This window comes from Porphyromonas sp. C0041D3 (assembly GCF_056590575.1).
Genome location: NZ_JBWPWJ010000001.1, coordinates 59228 through 83475 on the forward strand (window position 1 = coordinate 59228; position 24248 = coordinate 83475).

The following is a 24248-nucleotide window of genomic DNA, read 5'->3' on the forward strand; positions in this document are numbered from 1 at the left end:
TTACTTGGTCTCAAAGGTCCTCAGCAAGGCGATCTCCTCAGCCCATCGATCCGGATTGGGGGTCTCGAGGATCAGCGGGATATGATCGGTACGGGGATCGCGGATGATCCACTCAAAGGGGGCTATACCTATCTCGCCATCTCCAAGCGACTCGTGGCGGTCGACACGAGAGCCCACCCCTTTCTTGGAGTCATTGAGGTGCATGCCGCAGAGGTACTCCAGCCCGATAAGCTCCTCGTAAGACCTCATCATCGCATGGTACCCCTGCTCCGTCAGGATATCATACCCTGCTGCGGTCGCATGGCAGGTGTCGATACAGACACCGACACGACTCTTATCCTCTACCGCATCGATGATCTCAGCAATCTGCTCAAAGGTGAAGCCAAGATTGGATCCCTGACCGGCGGTATTCTCGATCACCGCCTTCACACCCTCAGTTCGCTCAAGTGAGATGTTGATGCCCTCAGCGATCTGAGCCAGACACGCTGACACGGAGGTCTCTCCGAGATTGGCACCGGGGTGGAAATTGACCATCCCCAAGCCCAACTGCTCACACCGCTGCATCTCATCCGTAAGGGCATGGCGGCTCTTCTTCATCACCTCCTCCCGAGGCGAGCCAAGGTTGATCAGGTAACTGGCATGGGGCAGGACATACTGCGGCTCAAAGCCGCACTCCGCCATATTGACTTTAAAGGCTTCGATGTCCTCTTCCTTCAGCGCCTTGGGGAACCACTGACGCTGGTTTCGTGTAAAGAGGGCAAAAGCATTGGCACCGATCTCCTTCGCATTCAGCGGAGCATTTTGCACCCCACCCGCACTGGAGACGTGCGCACCGATATATTTCGTCATTGTGATAGGGATTAATAGACTACTACTTCAGACTCCTCAAGCGGCACTCCATGACCCTCCACCGTAGTGCCGGTAAGGCGCATCGCACGAAGCGAATAGGCTCGGTCGAGCTTGATCTTCTGCGGGATCGGATTATTGACGATGTTTGAGAATTCGCCCCTTGCCAGCGTCTGCCAGCTCTTGCCATCCTCCGATCCCTCCAGAAGGTAGGTGAAGGGGAGTGTGGTGGCATCGCGACCCTTAGCAGGTGTGTAGATAAGTCCCTGTACACTCAGCTCTTTGCCAAAGAGGATCTCCAGTGGACTAACACTCGAGACGGTCCAGCCCTGCTTGGGGAGAGGCGTAATCCCGGGCATATCGTCGGCCAGCTCTGAGCTTGACAGTGGCGGCAGTACGAGGGCATTGATGTGACGGATGAAGACCGAGCTTCCACGACCCTCATCGATGACGAGACGGATCTTGCTATACTTCGCCTGTACCTCCAGCGGGAGAAGTCTCTTGTAGCCGATGGTGGTTCCCTTTGCAATCTGCGACCAAGTACCGTCGTCCATCAGACCATCTACGTGAAACTTCTCGACTCTCTGCCCACGGGAGATATCCTCCTGCAGGAGGATCACCCCCACCTGCATATCGGGATCAAGCTCCGTCACAACACTTCCTCCCACCTTGATCTCGTGAGCAAGATCCTCTGTAGCAGCACGCTGCTCATTGAGCTGGCGGATCCACTGCCCAAGCTCACCCACTCGCTTCACATCACGCTCATCGAGCAGTCCATCACGAGTCGGAGGAATATTGAGCAAGAGGACTGAGTTGCGCCCCACCGACTGAAGGTAGATATCTGACAGCTGCTTAAGAGACTTCGGCTCCTCCTCCAGATGCCAAAACCATCCCGGACGGATGGATACATCCACCTCGCTCGGATACCAGTAGAGGGACCCTGCCTTGGCGAGCATCTCCCGACTGCCGAGGTCCTCTGACATAGCATTTATATCAAGTGCCTTGTAGAGGCTGTCACTCTCAGGATAGGAGTCCGGTGCGAGGACGGTGGCACTCCACTCTGTCTCACGACCGAGGCCACTCTCGTTGCCTACCCAGCGGATATCCTCACCCATGATCGCACTGACGGCATTGGGCTGCAGCTTATGGATCGTGTCAAAGACCCGCTCCCAGTCGTACTCCTGTACTTTACCATTGGGACCCTCACCGCAGGCACCATCAAACCATACTTCATCAATATCGCCATAGTCCGAGAGCAACTCCGTGAGCTGAGCGATGTAGAGGTCATTGTAGTCCTTGCCGGTTCCATAGGATGCTGCATTGCGATCCCAGGGGGAGAGGTAGACACCCAGCTTCATATCATACTTCTTGCACGATGCCGACAGATCCCTCAGCACATCGCCTTCGCCATTGCGCCACGGGGAGGACTTCACCGAGTGGTCCGTGGTCTCTGTCTGCCAGAGGCAGAACCCATCGTGGTGCTTACAGGTAAGGATCACGAGGCGAAAGCCGGCATCCTTGAGGGTCTTCACCCACTGATCGGTGTCCAAATGCTCCGGGACGAAAATGGCAGGATCCTCCGTCCCATCGCCCCACTCCTGATTGGTGAATGTATTGACTCCAAAGTGGATAAAAGCAGTCAGCTCCAGCTCCTGCCACGCCTGTTGCTTCTCGGACGGGATCAGCTGCGAGGCCATCTCCACCTTCGTGTCAAGCGTAGCTCCCTCAGGGAAGTCCACACGCTGTGTATAGTAGGTGCTCTGCTTTGCTTCCTTGCAGGAGGTCAAGAGACTGAGCAGTGGAAGAGTTAGTACTAAGAGAGCAAATAATTTAGTTGATCGTTTCATGATATTCGGATTTCGTTCTTTGAGACATATATCGGAGAAGGACGCCAATAGCGATCAGGCAGACTATGGAGATCAGCACGGAGACGATCCCAAGGGGGAGAGGGCTCCACGGCTCGGGGTCACCACAGAGCAAGAGGAGATAGACCAGTAGATTATTCAGGGCATGCATAGGGACAGAGACCCTCAGCCCTCCATAGAGAGCGGCATAGCCCAGCAGCACTCCCATAAAGGCACGAGACAGGAGTCCGCCCCACTCCATGTGTATCAGCGAGAAGAGCAGAGCCACCACCCACACTGCGGTATGCCCGCTCCGGGTGACCGATAGGACCCACTGCTGCAGCACGCCGCGAAAGAGATACTCCTCAGCCAGCGGAGCAACCACTACGAGGGCTATCAACGCCAGCGTGATCCCTCCCACGCTGTGGTCAGAGATCATCATCTCGGTGGTCCGCTCCACCTGTGCCGACAAAGGAGCAAGTGCCTCAGGCTCCGGGATCATCCGCATGAGGTCCTCCAGCAAGGACGATGGGACGAGAGCCAAGAGAGCTACTGCAAGCCCCAATGCCACTTGAGGTAGCCTCACCGACGCAAGAGGGTGAAAGAATGGACTTAGGTGCCGAGCCTTATAGTACGTATTGAGCAGAAGGGGCGGGACCCAAAAGACCAGCAGTGACGAGCAGATCTGTGAGACAAGTAAGGACTTAGTCTCCGAGAGTGATGTCATGCGGAGAGCCGGAGTGATCAGAAAGGAGAACACTCCCGCCATAATCAGCATCACCGCAAAGAGGAAGACCAACTGGCTGAAGCGGGCTCTGCTCTGCAGGTCGTATGTGGGATGGATAGTCATGCGTAGATGGTTAAGACCACGAGCGAGGGTACAGACTTAGCAAAGCTTGACGAGAGTCCGCTCCGGTGTGGTGAGGCACTCCAGCCCATCGGGCAGCACGAGGTAAGTGTCCTCAATCCCAAGCGCCCCGACACCGGGGAGGATGATCTTGGGCTCAAAGGCGATCACCATACCCTCCTCCAGCACACCCGGCCAGCGACCGGTGAGGATCGGGAGCTCATTGATCTCCAGCCCAACGCCATGCCCCACGTAGCGGGCTCTCAGCTCATCTCCCATAAAGTGATCTGCCACTCCGAATTGCTCCGCCAGGTGAAGGCAATGATTGTAGACCTCACCTATGGGGAAGCCGGGCTCTCCCACCTCCTCAAGCCACTCGTGCATACGTAGCGAGATCTCGTGGCAGCGAAAAGCCTCATCCGGAAGAGTACCCACGTAGTAGGTCCGCGTGCAGTCCGACTGATACTGGGTGTAATCACCCGCCAAGTCCACCATCACCGACTCACCTGATCGGATGACGTGTCCAGCAGCTCCGAGTGGGAAGGAAGCCACTCCCCTACCGCCCATCGTAAAGTCGTAGGGGGAGGCGCAGGAGGCATTGTCCCCGGCGATAACACTGCCTGAGAAGCTCTCCATCTGCGTCCCAAAGGTGCGGAAGAGACCTACCCAGCCACGCTTACGCATCTCATACTCGAGGGCAAACTGCCACTCCAGGTCAGTCATACCCGGCTCGTAGAGCTGCGGGGCAATCTCATAGATCTCAGAGTGACGAGCAGCGGTCTCCCTGATCAAGCGTATCTCACCCGGAGTCTTAGTCATACGCACCTGCCGCAGCAGAGCCCCAGCGTCGACGGAGCTGACGCCTGAGGGAGAGAGCTTGCTCAGCCGCTCGTAGTCTACCTGTGTGAGGTAGCTCTTCTCGAGGGCAGTCCCCTTATCGATGCGATACCCAAAGGGCTCCAGCTCAGCAGGGATCTGCTCCGGCTTCCGCACCGGGATCACCCTTGCTGGATCATAGTCTGAGAGCCGGTTGCCGGTTCGGTCAGGGAAGAAGACGGGGTCATCCACTCCCGGCACGTAAACCCAGCCGGAGACTACGCTTCCGGTGAGATACAGCTGGGATGGGATGCTCCGCAGGAGGAGGCTCTCGCAGCCCTCTGCGGCCATAGCTTGTCTGATCTTTGCGAGCCTACAGCTCAGCTCTTCGTGAGACAGTGACATAAATCTATTTCTTGTGTAGTATTCGAATTACGGATATCCGGACCACTCCAAGTGATCCTACGACTGTACTAAGATACCAAAGTTTGCCTTAAAGGCTCTTGTCCGTTAATCAAAGGGCAAAGAAAGGAGCTGAATAACAGTTCGGTCAACAGCATCTGAAATTTGCCAGCTAATATGCAATTTAAGTGGTCCTATAGCATATCGAAACGGGGTCTAAACTTGGTGAAAACGGGCCCGTTTCGATTAGGAATTTGCCGTCAGGCTCTTGGGTGGCACCGGAGTGCCATCCATCCGGGACTCGAGTGCCATTCGTCCGGGACTCGGGTGCCACACCGCTCGTCCGGGACTCGACCCAAGGCTCTGCCTTCAATTACTAATTACTGATTTAGTCCGGTCTACTTTGACAACCCACCTTCTATCTCGAGTGTGCGTGTCCCACCACGGGTACTCGATGGGGGGGCGACGAGGGCGAGGTGCTCCTCCCTCTTCTCCACCGAGTCGGTCTCGAGGCACTTGAGACTGGGGTAGAGAGAGAAAGAAAAAGAACCGAAGCACTGCCCTGCTGTCAGGGAGTACTCCGGCTCTTTGTTTCTTTAGGTTGCTTCTCTTATCGAGAGCGAGTAAAATCAGCTTTGGTCACATACGTACCATCAGTCCTCGGTGGCCTCTTCGTCCTCGGGGTCCAGCCCCTTCACATCCTCATCGAGGAAGTGCGACAAGTCGTTGCCCTCCGCATCTGTCAGCTCGTAGTCGATCATCCCAATGGACTGGTCGGGGAGCACATCGATGCCCTTCCCGTAGGAGGTCCTCCAGGTGGAGAGGAGAGACTTGGTACCCATCAGCCCCAAGAATCCCTTGCCCTGTCGATTGCGAATGTAGGCAGCTACATAAGGATGAACGTGAAGCGTCAGTGTCCTGATGCCCTCCTCCTGAGTCAGCTGCTTGATCATCTGCTCAAGCTTGTCTGTGAAGAAGAGCGTAGGCTGCACCTTGCCGGTGCCTAAGCAGGTGGGACAGGTCTCTTGCGTCTCCACGATCATAGCCTGGCGGACCCTCTGGCGAGTGATCTGCATGAGGCCAAACTTCGTGAGCGGCAGGACTGTATGCTTGGCTCGGTCATTGGTCATGCACTGGATCATATGCTCATAGAGCTTCTGCCTATTAGCAGCCTCAGCCATATCGATGAAGTCGATGACGATGATGCCTCCCAAGTCCCTCAGTCTCATCTGACGGGCGATCTCCTCGGCGGCAGATAGATTGACGTCTACTGCGGTATCCTCTTGTTGAGAGGATCCTCGTGCGCGATTGCCACTATTGACATCAATGACATGCATCGCCTCGGTCTGCTCTATGTACAGGTATGCTCCCTGACGGTAAGTAACGATCTTACCGAAGAGGTGCTTGACCTGACGAGTGATGTCAAAGTGATCAAAGATGGGGTTCCGCCCATCATAAAAGCGCACTATCTCACCCTTACCGGGATCGATGAGGTCAACGTAGTCCGTCACCTCCCGCACCATGCTCTGATCATTGACATAGACTTCCTTCAGAGAGGAGTCGTACGTGTCTCTGAGGAGACTAATCACGCGATTGGTCTCCTCGTGGAGCATCTGCCAAGGCTTGCCGTCTGAGGAGGGCGAGGGATTATTCCTGCCATTGCCCTGCCCTTTCTTCCGAGAGTTGGAGGGCGGCACTGCAGTATTGAGGCTTGCGACAGTGGAGTCCCACTTCCTGATCAGGCTACGGAGCTCATGGTCCAGCTCAGCCACCTTGACGCCCTCGGCAGAGGTCCTGACGATGACGGTCACATTCTTGGGCTTGATACTGAGGACCAGTTGCTTGAGCCTGTTTCGCTCGGCCTTGCTCCCGATCTTCTGGGAGACAGAGACCTTGTCGGCAAAGGGGATGAGGACCAGGTAGCGACCGGCAAAGGAGAGCTCTGCCGAGAGCCGCGGGCCCTTGGTAGAGATCGCCTCCTTGGTGATCTGCACCATCACCTCATCACCGGCCTTGAGCTGATCGGCAATGTCCCCGGTCTTAGGGATCGGTTTCTCTAGTTTTACTCGCTCGGGAGAAAAGCTCTTACCATACTTACGCTGTGCGCTGAGGAAGCTCTGAGCTGTCAGGAAGCTGCTACCCAGATCACGATAGTGGAGGAAGGCTTGCCTCTGATGCCCAATGTCGACAAAAGCCGCATTGAGTCCGGGCATCACCTTCTTCACCGTGCCGAGATAGATATCTCCCACCGAGAAAGAGATGTTTTGCTTCTCTCTCCGGAGCTCCACCAGTCTACGATCCTCGAGGACCGCGATGAGGACCTCCTTAGGTCGCACATCGATGACAAGTTGACTTTTCACACGAGTAAATTTAATCATCCGGCTACGGCCGCAAAGCCGGTAGCCTATTAATAAAAAACAAGAGCGAGCCTACATGAGCATGCGACTAAAAAAACCGCTTCCCGTAGAGACTCACTCTCAAAACCATTCAAGGCGTAAAATGAGCACACTGTACTCTCAGCTGTCAGATCTCGATGCGAGATCGAAGTCAGAGATACAGGGTAGAGCGATCACTTATTCTTCTTGTGACGGTTCTTTCTCAGTCTCTTCTTACGCTTGTGAGTAGACATTTTATGTCTCTTCTTCTTTCTCCCGTTTGGCATAATATTTACGTTTAAAATTGAAAGTACTTAGTCGGCAGCCGTAGATCACGACCGCTGAGCGATATCATTACTTATTCTTGTCGACCTTCTCAGCGAAAGTCTTAGAAGGCTTAAAGGTGGGGACCCTACGAGCAGGGAGCTGGATGGTCGTATTCTTACTGATGTTACGAGCGGTCTTGGCTGCTCTCTCCTTGACGACGAAACTGCCAAAGCCACGCAAGTAGACGTTCTCCTGATTGATCATAGTCTCCTTGATCACATCCATAGCCGACTCGATCGTAGTCATGACAAGCTTGCGCTCGATACCGGTCTTCTTGGAAACCTCATTGACAAGGTCTGCTTTTATCATAATATGCTGCTATAAATTTTGGATTACTACTACGCTAATCCCACCCCGCTTCTCCAAGCCTCTACGCAAAGAGTATGCAAAGATACACCTTTTTACCCTTTCCCCCTAACTATTTCGCCTCCCATCTATGTCGTAACTTGTTAGCTATCACTATAAATTCAGACTTCCGCCCCATATCTTAACCCTTTTTGGGCACCAGGCGGGAGGGGGCAACAAGCAGGAGGGGGTGCACCCGGTCGACCGGGTGCACCCCCTCAGATGGGTAATTAATTGATTGCCTGATTACTTCGGATCACAGAAGTAAGCCTCGTCGGGAAGCGCCTTGAGTGGCTCTCCCTTATCAAAGCGACTCATAAAGGGTCTCTGGTCATAGAATCCACTGGGCCAGTTTCCGATAAAGTCCAGCACCTGAGTAAAGCGGATCTTATGCAGACCCTTACTCAGAGCAAGGGTCACATCAGAGTGCGTATTGCGCTTGCAGAGACCGCCATTGTCGATGACGAGGTCACCATCGAGCCAGAGGCGGTCGCTATTGCAGCGGATGCGGTAGACGCCATCCTCGGGGATCATCACATAGCCGGAGTAATCCTGAGCGTTCCAGTTGACGTTACTCATCAGGTGCTCCTCCATATCCTCCTTGTAGACCCTCTCTCCGCTCTCGCTGAGCTTCACACCATGGAGGTGGATGGCATCATCACCGGAGTAAGACTCAAGGTCGTCGGAGGACTTGAGCTGCTTGCGGACTGTCGTCAGGTCAAGACCCGCATCGTATCCGTCAGCAGTGGCTGAGACGGCGGGCGCATAGTCCTGATGACGTATCGTGATGACACGCACAGGGCTCATAGCGCCACTCTGGGTCAGGGTGCGGATCCTGAGCTCCGTGTCGGAGGAGAAGGTCAGCGGCTCAGTGTACTCCTGAGCACTACCCTCCACGGGATCGGTACCGTCAGTAGTGTAGATGATCTTGTGTACCGGATAGACAGTCCCAAAGGGGATCGTGACGCTCTCACCGGTAAAGGTCACACAGTCGATGCTCCGATTGTCGGGCTGCTCAGGCTGAGGGATGAAGTAATTGTAGTCGTGGAGTCCGAGACGGGCGGTAAAGTTCTCGAGACGACCGACAAAGTCGTCAAAGTTCTTCTGCTCGACTGGAGTCCAAGCTACCTCAGCAATCGCTGCCATACGGGGCTGCGCCATATACTGGGCGTGATGACCATCGGGGATATACTCCGACCAGTTATTGCCCTGCACCCCGAGGATGTGGGGTGCCATCTCAGCAGTGATGTGCTCAGAGATGGGCACGTAGGCGTACACCTGAGGCAGCGTCGAGCGGCAGCAGAGAGCAACCGGCTCCACATTGGGATCACCCTGATAGTAATCAAGGTAAAAGCCGTGAGAGGAGGGGGTCATGATCACATCATGACCGGCCTTGGCAGCATTGATACCGCCCTCTTCGCCGCGCCACGACATGATCGTGGCATTCTCCGGGATACCACCCTCGAGGATCTCATCCCAGCCGATCATCCGCTTGCCGTGCTCACTGAGGAAGGTCCCGATCTGGGAGATAAACCAGCTCTGCAGCTCATCCTCATCCTTAAGTCCCTGCTCGCGGATACGCTTCTGGCAATTGGGGCAGCGCTTCCACTCCGTCTTGGGAGCCTCATCGCCACCGATGTGGATGAAGTCGGTGTGGAAGAGGGGCATCACCTCCGTCAGTACGTCCTTGTAAAACTCGATCGAGGAGTCCTTGCCGGCACATATCACCTCATTGGAGATGCCCCAGATGTTACGCACCTCGTAGGGGAAGTCCTCCCCCTTGCATCCAAGCCAGGGGTAAGCTGAGAGTGCAGAGACGGCGTGACCGGGCAGCTCGATCTCGGGAATAATCTCCACAAATCGAGCATCAGCATAGGCGACGAGATCTTTGATCTCCTCCTGCGTGTAGAAGTAGGGACCATAGGTCGAGCCATCACCCTCAGTACGCACAGCACCCACCTCAGTGAGGCGGGGATACTTCTTAATCTCAATGCGCCATCCCTGATCCTCGGTGAGGTGGAAGTGCAGCTTATTGATCTTGAGCATAGAGAGGACATCGATGGTCTTCTTCACGTCATCTATCGTCTGGAAGTGACGACACGGATCCACGTGCTGACCACGGTAGCTGAATTGCGGATAGTCCACAATGCTGACATAGGGGATGGTCCAGCTCTTGGCATTGACCTTGGAGGAACTCTCGATCTCAGCCGGGAAGAGCTGGAGGAGAGACTGCATACCCCAGAAGACACCGCGGGTGGTGGATGCTTGGATCAGGACACCACCGTCAGAGGTGACGTCGAGAGTGTATCCCTCCTCGTGAGGGATCACCTCGTCAGTCACGATGACGAAGCGTATCTCCTTGGCGGGGTTACTGCTCGTGGGCTCCACGGACAGATCGTATCCGGTGGAGCTTGCGATCTTGTCCCTGAGGAAGTCAGTGACAATGGCAAGACTCTCGTCTGCGATAATCTTAGTCGAAGAGGTCAGTGTCCAGCGACCCTGCTCTTGGCCCATATTCACTTTTACCGGTTGAGGTATGATGTGTATCCCCTGATTGTAGGGAGCCTCGTCGAGAGACTTTTCCACACCATTACCACAACCGGAAAAGAGAAGCATGCCGGCAAAAGCCACGACTACATGCTTGATGAATCTCATTAAGTCGATATTAATGTGCTTAAGTTATAAATGGATTAGTCGCGATCCTCCCAAACGTTCAGAGGACGATCCTCCATCAGCTCATTGACCTGAGAGCGGACCTTCTTGATCACCTCCTCGCTGGTAGGATTGCTGAGGATCTCATCGATCCAGTGTACGACGGTCTTGAAGTCTCCCTCCTTCAGTCCACGGGTCGTGGCTGCAGGGCTTCCGATGCGGATACCGCTCGTCTTGGCAGGGGTACGATCATCGAAGGGGACCATATTCTTATTGGCAGTGATGTCAGCCTTTACCAGCGCATCCTCAGCCTCCTTACCGGTCAGCTCGGGGAACTTCTTGCGGAGGTCCAGCAGCACCAGGTGGTTATCGGTACCGCCAGAGACCACGTCATAGCCCAGCTCAAGGAAGGTATTTGCCATGGTTACCGCATTGGCATGCACCTGAGTCTGGTAGGTCTTGAAGGAAGGCTGCAGAGCCTCGTAGAAGGCAACCGCCTTGGCAGCAATCACGTGCTCCAGAGGTCCACCCTGTACACCGGGGAAGACGGCAGAGTTGATCAGCTCTGACATCATCTTGACGCGACCCTTCTTGGTAGCCTTGCCCCAGGGGTTCTCAAAGTCCTTACCCATCAGGATGATACCACCACGCGGACCTCTCAGGGTCTTGTGGGTCGTAGAGGTAACGATGTGGGCGTACTTCACCGGATTGGCGAGGAGGCCGGCAGCGATGAGACCTGCAGGGTGAGCCATATCGATCATGAGGATGGCACCGACGCTATCAGCGATCTCGCGCATACGCTTGTAGTCCCACTCGCGAGAGTAGGCAGAGGCACCACCGACGATCAGCTTCGGGTGGGTCTCCTTAGCCTTGCGCTCCATATCATCGTAGTCTACGCGACCATCCTCCTTGCGCACACCGTAAGCTACGGGGTGGTAGAGGATACCGGAGGCATTGACGAGCGAGCCGTGGGTCAGGTGACCACCGTGGTCGAGGTTGAGACCCATAAAGGTGTCGCCGGCATTGAGGCAAGCCTGGAAGACAGACATATTGGCCTGAGCACCGGAGTGAGGTTGCACGTTGGCATACTCAGCATCGTAGAGCTTCTTGATGCGATCGATGGCCAGCTGCTCACTCTGGTCGACGATCTGGCAGCCACCATAGTAACGCTTACCGGGATAGCCCTCAGCGTACTTGTTGGTCATGATGCTACCCATAGCGCGGAGCACCTCCTCGCTGACGAAGTTCTCTGATGCGATCAGCTCCACACCACGCTTCTGGCGCAGACGCTCTTGGTCAATCAGGTCAAAAATCTGTTGATCTCTTTTCATGATGAAAAAGGTTGAAAGTTTATTGGTTTACAGTACTTTACTTCGAGATATGGAAACGTCCACTCCCCTATGCAAATCTAAAGATAATTAGCGAGCTTAACAATGTAATACTCCTCCATTACGGGGTAACACATGAGGATCGTATGGAAATCACTCGAGTAAGGGAGTAATCCACCCGCGAGAGCGTCCGCTCCACAGGCAGTTCGGACTAATATGCTGTAGTCTCGGAGCTATCAGCGTACCAAAGTGCTCGCCACGGCCCGCTTAGCAGCTAGTCTGTGACACTCGCACCCTCGCCAAGAGTCTCGGGATAAATCAGCCTAGACTTCAGGGTCAAATCCTTTACCGATATTAGACTTCACTAATACCGATATTAGCAATCTCTAATATCGGTATTAGTGTGACGGCTGAGGGAGGGTGCATTAGATGGCCAACAGACCTGTGTATGACCGCATCCGTAGGGATACACACTCCTCAGATATCAGGCGAGCAAGAGAGTGTGGAGCCCCGGTGTGTGCCTCCTCATCAAGATCCTCCCCGATATGAGGCGCCTGGCTGCTTTCTGCAAAGCCTTAATGCGCCTCCCTACCCTCACTAAGTCATAGGCTGGGGTGCAAAAAAAAGGAGAGACTCTCGCAAGGGGAGCCTCTCCTTAGGATATTGACGATCCGGATAGCTACTATCAGTCGATCTGACCGAACTTAGCCTTAATGAATTCGCGATTGAGACGGGCGATATTGGAGATCGAGATGCTCTTCGGGCACTCCATCTCACAAGCGCGGGTGTTGGTGCAGTTACCAAAGCCCAGCTCGTCCATCTTGGCTACCATAGCGCGAGCGCGCTTCTTGGCCTCGACCTTACCCTGCGGGAGGAGAGCAAATTGGCTCACCTTGGCACTGACGAAGAGCATCGCGGAGCCATTCTTGCACGCTGCCACACACGCGCCACAGCCGATGCAGGAGGCAGCGTCGATAGCCAGCTCAGAATTAACCCTCGATACAGGGATCGCATTACCGTCGGGGGCGGAGCCGGCGTTCATCGAGATGAAGCCTCCGGCCTGCTGGATCTTGTCAAAAGAGGAGCGATCCACCATCAGGTCACGGATGACCGGGAAGCCTGCAGAGCGCCAGGGCTCTACGGTAATGGTGTCACCACTCTTCCAGTTACGCATATAGAGCTGGCAGGTGGTTGCTCCGGGGAGGAGACCATGGGGGTGACCATCCACGTACATGGAGCAAGCGCCACAGATACCCTCGCGGCAGTCATTATCATAGACGACCGGGTCCTTGCCCTCGCGGATGAGCTGATCATTGAGCATATCGATCATCTCGAGGAAGGAAGCGTTCTCATCGACATGCTTCACCTCGTAGGTCTCGAAGTGACCCTTCTCATGACGGTTCCGCTGACGCCAAACCTTAACTTTAATGTCAATAAACTTATCCATAATCTTAAGTGTGCGTCGTCTCTATTATGCCTTCTTGTAATTACGTGTCTGAGGCACTACATACTGGTAGTTAAGCTCCTCCTTATACATCACTGGGGGTGTATTCTCGCCGGTGTAAGCCCAGCAAGATACATAGCTGAAGTCCTTATCGTTGCGGAGTGCCTCATTCTCATCCGTCTGGTACTCCTCTCTGAAGTGGGCGCCACAGGACTCCTTACGGTCAAGCGCATCGTGAGCGATCAGCTTACCCATCTCGATGAAGTCAGCGAGACGCCAAGCCTTCTCCAGCTCGGTATTGAGATCCTCGATCTCACCGGGGATACGAACGCGGGTCCAGAAGGTCTTGGTCAGCTCATCGAGCTTGCGGAGTCCCTCCTTGAGGCTTGCTTCATTTCGGCTCATACCGCAGTGCTCCCAGAGGATGGCACCGAGCTTCTTATGGATGTCGTCGACGGTCAGGTCGCCCTTGATATCCATCAGCTTCTTCTCCCGCTCGTGTACCTCCTTCTCTGCAGCCTCAAACTCAGGTGCATTGGTGTCTACATGACCCAGCTCGATCTGGTCAGCGAGGTAATTCTGCATCGTGTAGGGCAGCACGAAGAAGCCGTCTGCCAATCCCTGCATGAGAGCAGAGGCACCGAGGCGGTTGGCTCCGTGGTCGGAGTAGTTACACTCACCGATGGCGAAGAGACCGGGGATGGTGGTCTGCAGCTCGTAGTCTACCCAGAGACCACCCATGGTAAAGTGGACAGCAGGGAAGATCTCCATCGGGTAGGTGTACGCATCCACATCCGTGATCAGCTTGTACATATCGAAGAGGTTGCCATACTTGGCAGTGATCGCCTCCCTTCCCAGTCGCTGGATCGGCTCGGAGAAGTCAAGGAAAACAGCCTCTCCCGTGCCGACACCATAGCCAGCATCACAGCGCTCCTTAGCAGCACGAGAGGCCACATCACGAGGTACGAGATTACCAAATGCCGGGTAGCGACGCTCGAGATAGTAATCACGATCCTCCTCAGGAATGTCGAGGGCGGTCTTCGTGCGATTTCGGATCGCCTCCGCATCCTCCTTTTTCTTAGGTACCCAGATGCGCCCGTCATTGCGGAGAGACTCTGACATAAGGGTCAGCTTGGACTGGTAGTCGCCCTGCTTGGGGATACAGGTCGGGTGAATCTGTACCATACAAGGGTTGGCGAAGTATGCGCCCTTCTTGTAGCAGAGCCATGCTGCAGAGCCATTGCAGGCGAGAGCGTTGGTGGTCAGGAAGTAGGCATTGCCATAGCCACCGGTTGCGACGACAACAGCGTGAGCACCAAAGCGCTCGAGCTTGCCGGTGACGAGATTACGGGCGATGATACCACGTGCACGACCATCAATAATGACGAGGTCGACCATCTCATAGCGAGCGTACATCTCTACGTGACCGAGCCCTACCTGGCGCATCAGTCCGGAGTAGGCTCCGAGGAGGAGCTGCTGACCGGTCTGCCCTCTGGAGTAGAAGGTCCTGGAGACGAGCGTACCGCCGAAGGAGCGATTGGCGAGCGTGCCACCATACTCACGGGCAAAGGGGACACCCATAGCCACACACTGATCGATAATATCAGCAGAGACCTCAGCGAGACGATGGACATTAGCCTCACGAGAGCGGTAGTCACCACCCTTGATGGTATCGTAGAAGAGACGATAGACAGAGTCACCATCGTTCTGATAATTCTTCGCCGCATTGATACCTCCCTGAGCGGCTACAGAGTGAGCGCGACGGGGGCTATCGGTGATGCAGAAGGACTTGACATGAAAGCCCAGCTCAGCCAGCGAAGACGCGGCGGAAGCGCCGGCGAGACCGGTTCCCACGACGATGATATCGAGCTTACGTTTATTGGCGGGGTTGACCAGCTTCTGATGACCCTTGTAATTGGTCCACTTCTCGGCAAGGGGACCCTCAGGAATCTTGGCGTCCAGCTTCTTCTCGAGATTTATATCTTGTGTAGACATAGTCATTCTTATCTATTTAGAGCGTGAAACAATCGGATCAGAAGCCATAGTACTGTGATGCAGGGATCTCCCCGGCTGCACCAAGGTGCCAGATATCACCGACCTGAGGCCAAACACCTACAGACTTGAGGTAGAAGGCGATGGCGACGAAGGCGAACATGATGAAGATAAGTGTCGCAAAGACGTAGCCGATCGTCTTCCAGATGTTGATCCACTTCTTATTATTAAGCCCCACTGTCTGAGCTGCACTCCAGATACCATGAGAGAGGTGAAACCAGATGGCGCAGAACCAGACCAGATAGATGATCACGATCCACTCCTTACTAAAGATGTACTCCATCTGAGTAGAGGCTAAGACAGAGGCATTGCCCATCCAGGTCTGGAGCTGCATCTTTGCCCAGAAATTGATCAGATGAAGCACCAGTCCACCAAGGATGATAAGTCCGAGGATCAGCATGTTCTTGGATGCCCAGTCGATCTTGGCCTTACCAGCCACCTCGTAGCGATCATTACCCCGAGCCTTGCGATTTTGGCTCCAGAGCATAATCGAGAAGATGATATGGATCAGGATGATAGCTGCCAGGATCGGCACCATAAACTGTACGACGGGATTAGTCCCCAGGAAGTGGGCTATCTCATTGTAGCCCTCAGCCGAGAAGACTGCCACCAGGTTCATTGCTCCGTGGAAAAGCAGAAAGAGGAAGAAAAAGACACCGGTGACACTCATCACCACCTTCCTTCCGATAGAAGAATTAGTCAACCACATGGGATTTGATAAAACTGTTGTTGGTATTCGAAGTAACTTTGTCGTGCGACAATCAGTCAGTGTTGCAAATTTAGCCCAATTCTACGATCTTCCCAAGAAGATTACCGACATATTTCCATAATTACAACTATCAACTCTTTAGCGGGATAGAAAGCGGGCATTAGGTATAAAAATCAAGACCTCGCAACCTGATGGTAAATTTTTTTCTTATCTTTAGCATCGAATCGGAAGGTCGCACGCCGATCTTCCTTACCATAGCATCAAACAATCTACACATATATCTATATAACCATGCGACTTAATCTCACATCACAGATTTCTCTAGAGCAGGTAGAGGAGCGGCTCTACAACCCTCAAAATGAGTATGAAGAGACTATGCTCACCAGCTACGAGCGGATCCTCACGCACATCTATCCCTCCGACGAGCAGGCAGGTGCTGAGCTCGCTCTCCGCATCGCAAAGGATATCAAGGCTCACCAAGACAAGGGGGAGACTTATGTCCTCGGCATCTCGGGAGGTACCAGCCCTCTGCCTGTCCTCCGCGAGATGATCAAGCTCCACGAGAGCGGGAAGCTCTCCTTTGAGGGCGTACACATTTTCCCTCTCTATGAGTTTTACCCTCTCCTCAATAACAACGAGGGCGTGCTTGCCCACCTGCGGGAGGAGTTCCTCGACAAGATCAGCATATCCGACTCGTGCGTTCACTCCTTTGACATCCGCATAGACAAGGATGATATCCCCTCGTCCTGGGCGGACTACGAGAGAGCGCTTAGTGACCTCGGAGGCTTTGACCTCTGCCTGATGGGTATCGGGCTTCGCGGCACCATCGCGACCAACGCTCCAGGTGACGTACTCAGCTCCTCGTACCACCTTGTGGTACTTGACGACACCTCACGCAATGAGGCGATCAGCTCCTTCAATCTCTCCGACAACGTCCCCGAGACTGCTGTCTCCATCGGGATGAATGAGATACGTGCGGCCAAGAGCGTTGTCCTGCTGGCATGGGGCGAGGCTAAGAAGGAGATCCTGAGGCAGGTCGTCGAGGAGCCTCAGGATGACAATATCCCGGCCTCTATCTTTCAGACCCACCCGAGGGCATGCGTCTACACCGACCTGGAGGCGGCTGACGAGCTGGCCCGAATCCACACCCCATGGAGAGTGACCGATCCCCGATGGACGGATAAGCTGGTTCGTCGCGCCTTAGTCTGGCTCTGCAATCAGACCGGCAAGACGATCCTCAACCTGACCAACCAGGACTACATCACCCACCAGCTGAGCGACCTGCTACGTCAGTACGGCTCAGCCTACGACTGCAATATCAAGGTCTTCAACGACATCCAAAATACGATTACAGGATGGCCCGGAGGTAAGCCCGATGCGGATGACAGCAAGCGTCCTGAGCGCGCTCTACCCTTCCCCAAGCGCGTGATCGTCTTCTCCCCCCACCCCGATGACGACGTCATCTCTATGGGAGGGACGTTCCATAGGCTCGTCAAGCACGGTCACGATGTGCACGTCGCTTACGAGACCTCAGGAAATATCGCTGTCAATGATGAGGAGGTGATCCGGTACATTGACTTTGTGCACGCCCTCTACCAGAACGAAGGGCGAGAGGACGACGAGCTATGCAAGAAGCTGCTCAAGACGCGTCGCTACCTGACTGAGATCAAAAGAGAGGGAGACAATGAGACTGACGAGACTCGGTACCTCAAGGGGACGATCCGTCGACAGGAGGCCCGCACGGCAGATCGTCATGTGGGACTTAAGGATGACCACGTCCACTTCCTCGACCTCCCCTTCTATGAGACCGGTGCGATCAAGAAGAAGCCACTCTCCGAGGAGGATGTGCTGATCGTCAAGGACTTCATCCAGAGCATCAAGCCCAATATGATCTTCGTCGCCGGAGACCTCCGTGATCCTCATGGGACGCACCGCGTCGCCACAAATGCGGTACTCGCTGCTCTGGACGAGCTGAGAGACGAAGCGTGGCTTAAGGACTGTCGCATCTGGATGTACAGAGGAGCCTGGGCGGAGTGGAATATCGACGACATTGAGATGGCTGTGCCGATGAGTCCAGAGGAGCTCCGATTCAAGAGAGACTCTATCCTTAAGCACCAGACACAGATGGACGCAGCCCCCTTCCTCGGGGATGACGAGCGTCTCTTTTGGCAACGATCGGAGGACCGCAATAGAGGGACGGCCAAGATCTATCACGACCTTGGATTTGCTCGCTACGAGGCTATTGAGGCCTTCGTGCAGTACCACCCTGTAGACTGATCACCCACCGAGGTGACATCATCCAGGCAGGTCCATGACTGACAAGTCGGTTGTGGACCTGTCTCCTATGAGGGAGATAGTCACGAGGGTATGTGCGTGTGTCAGGTAATTTGTGCACCTTTGTATTGTCGAGCGGATTATACCCCTCGCTGTTAGTTACAAGTATAGTTTTATCCATACCAACCTTTAAACAATAACTGAGCAAGACGGCAACGTCTGACAAGTGTTTGTCTTATGAAGAATGTCCTTATCATTGGCTCGACCGGACAGATCGGGTCAGAGTTTACGATGAAGCTGAGGAGCATCATCCCCAATGGTCAAATCATCGCTGGGTATATCCCCGCAGCTCCCGTCAAGGGAGAGCTCAAGGAGAGTGGTCCCTCGGAGATCGTAGACATCACCAACGCACAGCAGATCGCTGATGTGGTGGAGAAGTATGATGTCGATACCATCTACAACCTCGCTGCCCTTCTGTCGGCGGTGGCAGAGGCGAAGCCCCAGCTCGCATGGCACATCGGCATCGGTGGACTCTGCAACGTCCTCGAGGTAGCGAGGGAGAAGAAGTGCGCTGTCTTCACCCCCAGCTCCATCGGCTCATTTGGTCCCTCCACGCCTAAGGATAAGACCCCTCAGGACACCATCCAGCGTCCCACGACCATGTATGGTGTGACGAAGGTGTCCGGTGAGCTCCTGAGCGACTACTACTTCAAGAGGTTTGGTGTCGATACCAGATCGGTGCGCTTCCCCGGTCTGATCTCCAACGTCACCCTCCCCGGTGGCGGCACGACCGACTACGCCGTGGATATCTACTACAAGGCGGTACAGGACGGGAGCTTTGTCTGCCCGATCAAGGCCGGCACCTATATGGATATGATGTATATGCCGGACGCTCTCCGCGCCATGTACGAGATCTTTGAGGCTGATCCTGCCAAGCTGAAGCACCGCAACTCCTTCAATATCGCCAGCATGAGCTTCGACCCGGAGATGATCTACGCGGCCATCAAGAAGCAGATGCCAAGCTTTACCATGACCTACGATGTTGACGAGCTGCGTCAGGGCATCGCTGAGTCTTGGCCCAACTCTCTTGATGACAGCTGCGCTAGAGAGGAGTGGGGATGGAAGCCCGAGTATGACCTCGACACCATGACCACCGATATGCTCACTGTACTCAAGGAGAGATACAGCAAGTAATGTATTATAGTGGAGCATGGAGACCTCACGACAGTTTTCACTCCACTGATAGTGGAGCCGTTCCTCTGAGTGATCGGAGGTTATGACGCTCCTGTTATTTCTAATCCACAAATTATTCTTACCATGAAATTCAAGCTCATTGACCTACCCTACGCCAAGGATGCTCTGGAGCCTGTGATGAGTGAGGAGACAGTCTCTCTTCACCACGGCAAGCATCTCAATGGCTACGTCAACACTCTAAATAAGCTGATCGAGGGCACCGCCTTCGAGGACAAGTGCCTCAAGTCAATCGTGAAGGAGGCTGAGGGCAAGATGTACAATCAGGCCGGTCAGATCCTCAATCACAACCTCTTCTTCCTGCAGCTCCGCCCGAAGGACGAGGCCAAGAAGGCTCCTACCGGCAAGCTGCTGGAGGCGATCGAGAAGGAGTGGGGCTCCTTTGAGGACTTCAAACAGAAGTTCCAGGAGGAGGCTGCCGGTCTCTTCGGCTCCGGATGGGCTTTCCTCGTAGCCGACAAGGATGGGAAGCTCAGCATCGACAAGGGCTCAAACGCCTATAACCCCATCACCGAGGGTCTCTGCCCGCTGATGACTGCCGATGTCTGGGAGCATGCCTACTATGTAGACTACCGCAACGTACGCGCAGACTACCTCAAGGCTCTCTGGGAGATCATCGACTGGAAGACCATCGAAGAGTGGTACGCAGAGCCGGAGCAGGCAGTGAAGTGTGCCTGCAAGGCCAGCAAGGCTGAGTAAGCACTGACACCATAATATAAAGCAAAAGGGGCTGCACCGCTATGGCGATGCAGCCCCTTTTGCTTTTCGTACGTCAGAGTCAGTCGTCCAGCTTATCCGAGATAGCGCTCATAGAGTCGGAGACAAAGCGATCCAGCGCCTCTCCGCGCAGCAGACCGCTCGCCAGGAGTCCGAGGTCGACGAGACGCTCGATCACCGGCTGACCGGCAGCAAAGTCGGCATAGATCGTGCTGAGCTTAGCATCCAGCTCGTCAATGTGGGCATTGGTCTCCTTGAGATCCTCCTCGAGAGACTTCTTCTTAGCCTCGTCGGGCTTACTCTTATCGTCATAGAGCTGACTGTCTATCTCAGCCCGCCGAGCAACAAAGCCATTTCGGTCACCCATCAGCTGAGTGTACGTATCGATCTGATCAGATGCCCTGAACCTCTTAAGCACCGCACCGATCAGCGGGTGATCAATATTGAGGGTCATCATGTAGCTGTCCGGCATAGACCCATACATATCCATCCCCTGCTGCATATGGGCCATATCCTTCATACGCCGCATATACTCATTTTGGATCACCACGATTGGCTTAGCCTCTGCACCCTGATTAGCCGTGGCGACGTGGATCATCTGCTTTTCATCGCCCTCAGGTACCCGGCTCTGGAAGAGCTGTCTCAGGATAGACTGATCCTCCTCAGTCATATCGACCTGACCGACCGGCTTCTCATCCTTACGTACGAGATTCTCCAGTGTGTCACTGTCGACACTGACAAAGTGGCTATCCTCCGACTTCTGCTCCAGCATCCCGATCAAGTGCATATCCAAGGGACCATTGAGCAAGAGTACGCTGTAGCCTTTATCCTTCGCCGCACGGATATAGCTGTACTGACGATCAGGATCCTGAGCGTAGAGGTGGATAACCTTCTTGTCCTTATCGGTCTGGTTACCCTCGATGAGGGTCTTGTACTCCTCGAGAGTGTAGTACTTCTCATCGGTGTCCTTGAGGAGCAGGATCCCCTTAGCCTTCTCGGCAAACTTCTCATCTGTCAGCATACCATACTTCACGAAGAGATCGAGCGCAGGCCACTTCTCCTCGTAGGCAGCACGATCGGACTTGAAGAGCTCTGTCAGCTTATCTGCCACCTTACGCGTGATGTAGGTCGAGATCTTCTTTACCCTGGCATCGGACTGGAGATAGCTGCGGCTCACATTGAGCGGGATATCCGGTGAGTCGATCACGCCGTGGAGTAGATTGAGGAAGTCAGGGACGATGCCCTCGACATTGTCGGTCACGTAGACCTGATTGCAGTAGAGCGAGATATTGCTCTTCTGCATATCGAGGTTGGACTTGATCTGCGGGAAGTAGAGGATCCCGGTCAGATTAAATGGATAGTCGATATTGAGATGGATCCAGAAGAGCGGAGCATCATTGCCCGGAAAGAGCGTCCGGTAAAACTCCTTGTAATCCTCATCCGTCAGGGAAGAGGGCTGCTTGATCCACATCGGATCCGTCTCGTTGATCACCCGTGGCTTATCCGTATCGACCTGCTTGCCGTCCTTCCACTCCTTCACCTTACCGAAGACAATAGGCACGGGGAGGTAGCTGCAGTACTTCTTTAGGAGCGCCAGTATGCGATTCTCATCAAGGAACTCCTTATCCTCCTCAGAGATATGGAGGATGATATCCGTCCCCCGAGGTCTCTTCTCAGCCTCCTCCATCTGATACTCCGGATTGCCCTCGCAGGACCAGCGGATGCTGGGGGCCGTCTCATCATAGCTCTGAGTGTAGATCTCGACCTTGTCGGACACCATAAAGGCGGAGTAAAAGCCGAGGCCGAAGTGCCCTATGATGCTGTGCTGATCCTCATACTTCTTGACAAACTCCTCAGCGCCACTGATGGCGATCTCATTGATATACTTGTGGATCTCATCGGCCGTCATGCCGATGCCGTTATCCGAGATGATCAGCTTGTCGCCATCGATCTTCACCTCGACTCGGAGATCTCCGACCTCACCGGAGTACTCACCCTTTGAGACCAGAGTCTTCAGCTTCTGTACAGCATCCACACCATTGCTGACGATCTCCCGGAGGAAGATCTCATTGTCACTGTAGAGGAATTTCTTAATGATCGGGAACATATTGTCGCTTGTCACGCCAATCTTCCCAGTCGTCTGATTTTTGTCCATTATCTATCTGTTTTATGACTTAATTCTTCGTTTATATCTCAGTAGGCAAAGTCAGTGCCAAAGATTCAAGAGGTGCTAAGAAGGCTATGATTGTCACACACAATAGTGGTACATTTGTACATAACACTTGCGATCACTGACTAAAAGATGAATACCAACCTACCCCCTCTCGCGGAACGGATGAGACCCGGCACACTTGAGGGCTACTTCGGTCAGAGCGACTTAGTCCGCCCCGGAGGACCTATTCACGATATGCTTGAGACGGGGCTCCTTCGCTCCTTCATCCTGTGGGGTCCCCCGGGAGTGGGTAAGACGACCTTGGCGAGGATCGTAGCCAAGCACTTTGACCTCCCCTTCTTCACCCTCAGCGCAGTAAGCTCGGGGGTCAAGGAGGTTCGCGATGTGATCAAGCAGGCCGAGGACTACAGAAATGGTCTCTTTGCCCAGGGGGCACCGATACTCTTCATCGACGAGATTCACCGCTTCAGCAAGTCCCAGCAGGACTCTCTGCTGCACGCTGTGGAGCAAGGGAGCGTGGTGCTGATCGGTGCCACAACCGAGAACCCATCCTTTGAGGTGATCCGCCCACTCCTATCTCGCTGCCGGGTACTCGTGCTGAAACCTCTCACACAGAGCGATCTGGACGAGCTCCTTCACTACACCCTCTCCCGGGATGAGGTACTGAGGGAGTACGAGGTGCAGATCGACTCCACGGATGCTCTCTTCGCCGCCTCGGGAGGGGATGCCCGCAAGTTCCTCAATATCCTGGAGCTCATCGCGACGACACCGGAGGCTCTGGAGCGAAAGAGCTTCACCATCTCCGATGAGATCGTGGCTCAGCAGATCCAGAGAAATCCCGGCGTGTACGACAAGGGTGGCGAAATGCACTACGACATCATATCAGCCTTCATCAAGAGCATCCGTGGAAGTGACCCCGATGCTGCCATATACTGGCTCGCCAGGATGATCGATGGGGGAGAGGACCCAAAGTTTATCGCCCGCCGGCTGGTCATCTCTGCGTCAGAGGACATCGGCCTCGCCAACCCCAATGCCATGCTGATCGCCGAAGCGGCCTTCACCGCCATAGAGCGCATCGGCTGGCCTGAGGGGCGTATTCCTCTCGCTGAGGCGACCATTTACCTCGCCTCCTCGCCCAAGAGCAATAGCGCCTACACAGCTATCAACCAAGCCCTTGCATTCGTCCGTAAGAGTCCACCCCACCCTGTGCCGATGCACCTGCGAAATGCACCCACCGAGCTTATGGACGAGCTGGGGTATGGAAAGGGGTACATCTACCCCCACGACTACAAGGGCCACTATGCTCCGCAACAATACCTCCCCGACGAAGTGGTGGGCACCTCCTTCTGGAGACCGGCGGACAATGCCCAAGAGGCCCAGCTACTCCAGCGGTTGAGACAAATGAAAGGAGAGCTGGAGTGAGCGGAGTCTAATACCGATATTAGACATTTCTTTTATCGGTATTAGACTTTTCTTTTACCGATATTAGTCGGGCCTAATATCGGTAAAAGAAATATGCCATAGGAGGCAGAGTTACTTTTCGACCATATTAAATGGTCCTCAATCATTTATCGAGAGCAGAGGGAATGAACGAAGAGAGGGTCCTCTTTGAGGGACGGGAAAAAGTCTGTACCTTTGCAGTGTCAAGCCGACAATATCCGGGCAAGTCCTACACGGTCAGCTCCCCACGAATCCCCCCAGGGCTTGATCGCAGCAAGGGTAGTGGGTTGTAGCGACGCGATGTAGACAGCTTGCCCACCCGCCTTCTTAGCTCAGTTGGTAGAGCTTCTGATTTGTAATCAGATGGTCGTAGGTTCGAGTCCTATAGAAGGCTCTCATCAAGAAG

At 54.4% G+C, this 24248-nt stretch carries 16 protein-coding genes and 1 tRNA gene; 5 read left to right on the forward strand and 12 right to left on the reverse strand.

Features of this window, described 5'->3' with window-relative positions:
- The 11 genes from nfo to AC1EKE_RS00285 all read right to left on the reverse strand — a co-directional run bounded on the left by nfo (nt 1) and on the right by AC1EKE_RS00285 (nt 15987).
- Nucleotides 1-849 (reverse strand): deoxyribonuclease IV, encoded by an 849-nt coding sequence (nfo, locus tag AC1EKE_RS00235; protein WP_480307413.1) that lies wholly within the window; start codon nt 847-849, stop codon nt 1-3.
- An 11-nt stretch (nt 850-860) separates the two neighbouring features.
- The gene (locus AC1EKE_RS00240) at nt 861-2693 is read right to left on the reverse strand and encodes an alpha-L-fucosidase (RefSeq protein ID WP_480307414.1); all 1833 of its coding nucleotides are present in this window, start codon (nt 2691-2693) and stop codon (nt 861-863) included.
- Nucleotides 2677-3540 carry a CPBP family intramembrane glutamic endopeptidase gene (locus AC1EKE_RS00245; RefSeq protein ID WP_480307416.1) on the reverse strand — a complete coding sequence of 288 codons (864 nt, stop codon included), beginning with the start codon at nt 3538-3540 and terminating at the stop codon, nt 2677-2679. Before AC1EKE_RS00245 ends, AC1EKE_RS00240 begins: the two co-directional genes overlap by 17 nt.
- Before the next feature lie 36 nt (nt 3541-3576).
- Nucleotides 3577-4758 carry a M24 family metallopeptidase gene (locus AC1EKE_RS00250; protein WP_480307418.1) on the reverse strand — a complete coding sequence of 394 codons (1182 nt, stop codon included), beginning with the start codon at nt 4756-4758 and terminating at the stop codon, nt 3577-3579.
- 650 nt (nt 4759-5408) lie between these two features.
- Complete coding sequence (locus AC1EKE_RS00255) at nt 5409-7115, reverse strand: Rne/Rng family ribonuclease (protein WP_480307419.1); 1707 nt, start codon at nt 7113-7115, stop codon at nt 5409-5411.
- Nucleotides 7116-7484: 369 nt separating this feature from the next.
- On the reverse strand, nt 7485-7766 hold the full coding sequence (locus tag AC1EKE_RS00260) for an HU family DNA-binding protein (RefSeq protein ID WP_070467117.1): 282 nt from the start codon (nt 7764-7766) through the stop codon (nt 7485-7487).
- A gap of 282 nt (nt 7767-8048) precedes the next feature.
- Nucleotides 8049-10457: a family 20 glycosylhydrolase gene (locus AC1EKE_RS00265; RefSeq protein ID WP_480307421.1), complete on the reverse strand. Its 2409-nt coding sequence runs from the start codon at nt 10455-10457 to the stop codon at nt 8049-8051.
- A 35-nt stretch (nt 10458-10492) separates the two neighbouring features.
- Nucleotides 10493-11785: a serine hydroxymethyltransferase gene (gene glyA, locus AC1EKE_RS00270; RefSeq protein ID WP_297126844.1), complete on the reverse strand. Its 1293-nt coding sequence runs from the start codon at nt 11783-11785 to the stop codon at nt 10493-10495.
- 682 nt (nt 11786-12467) lie between these two features.
- Nucleotides 12468-13229, reverse strand: coding sequence for a succinate dehydrogenase/fumarate reductase iron-sulfur subunit (locus AC1EKE_RS00275; protein ID WP_480307423.1), 762 nt, complete (start codon nt 13227-13229; stop codon nt 12468-12470).
- A 24-nt stretch (nt 13230-13253) separates the two neighbouring features.
- On the reverse strand, nt 13254-15221 hold the full coding sequence (locus tag AC1EKE_RS00280) for a fumarate reductase/succinate dehydrogenase flavoprotein subunit (protein WP_480307424.1): 1968 nt from the start codon (nt 15219-15221) through the stop codon (nt 13254-13256).
- 37 nt (nt 15222-15258) lie between these two features.
- Nucleotides 15259-15987 (reverse strand): succinate dehydrogenase cytochrome b subunit, encoded by a 729-nt coding sequence (locus tag AC1EKE_RS00285; protein ID WP_480307426.1) that lies wholly within the window; start codon nt 15985-15987, stop codon nt 15259-15261.
- Nucleotides 15988-16278: 291 nt separating this feature from the next.
- On the opposite strand from AC1EKE_RS00285, the gene AC1EKE_RS00290 reads away from it, so the two are divergent.
- The 3 genes from AC1EKE_RS00290 to AC1EKE_RS00300 all read left to right on the forward strand — a co-directional run bounded on the left by AC1EKE_RS00290 (nt 16279) and on the right by AC1EKE_RS00300 (nt 20211).
- Nucleotides 16279-18264, forward strand: a complete 1986-nt coding sequence (locus tag AC1EKE_RS00290) for a 6-phosphogluconolactonase (protein ID WP_480307428.1) — start codon at nt 16279-16281, stop codon at nt 18262-18264.
- A 234-nt stretch (nt 18265-18498) separates the two neighbouring features.
- Entirely contained in the window at nt 18499-19455 is a 957-nt protein-coding gene (locus tag AC1EKE_RS00295) for an NAD-dependent epimerase/dehydratase family protein (RefSeq protein WP_297126855.1), read from the forward strand.
- Between the two features lie 123 nt (nt 19456-19578).
- Nucleotides 19579-20211: a superoxide dismutase gene (locus AC1EKE_RS00300; RefSeq protein ID WP_296164873.1), complete on the forward strand. Its 633-nt coding sequence runs from the start codon at nt 19579-19581 to the stop codon at nt 20209-20211.
- A 79-nt stretch (nt 20212-20290) separates the two neighbouring features.
- Here AC1EKE_RS00300 and htpG read toward each other — a convergent pair whose 3' ends face one another.
- Complete coding sequence (gene htpG, locus AC1EKE_RS00305; RefSeq protein ID WP_480307430.1) at nt 20291-22384, reverse strand: molecular chaperone HtpG; 2094 nt, start codon at nt 22382-22384, stop codon at nt 20291-20293.
- Nucleotides 22385-22531: 147 nt separating this feature from the next.
- Between htpG and AC1EKE_RS00310 the strand changes: the two genes are divergently transcribed.
- On the forward strand, nt 22532-23824 hold the full coding sequence (locus tag AC1EKE_RS00310; RefSeq protein WP_480307432.1) for a replication-associated recombination protein A: 1293 nt from the start codon (nt 22532-22534) through the stop codon (nt 23822-23824).
- A gap of 339 nt (nt 23825-24163) precedes the next feature.
- Nucleotides 24164-24236: transfer RNA gene (locus AC1EKE_RS00315), tRNA-Thr, on the forward strand.
- Nucleotides 24237-24248 lie beyond the last annotated feature (12 nt).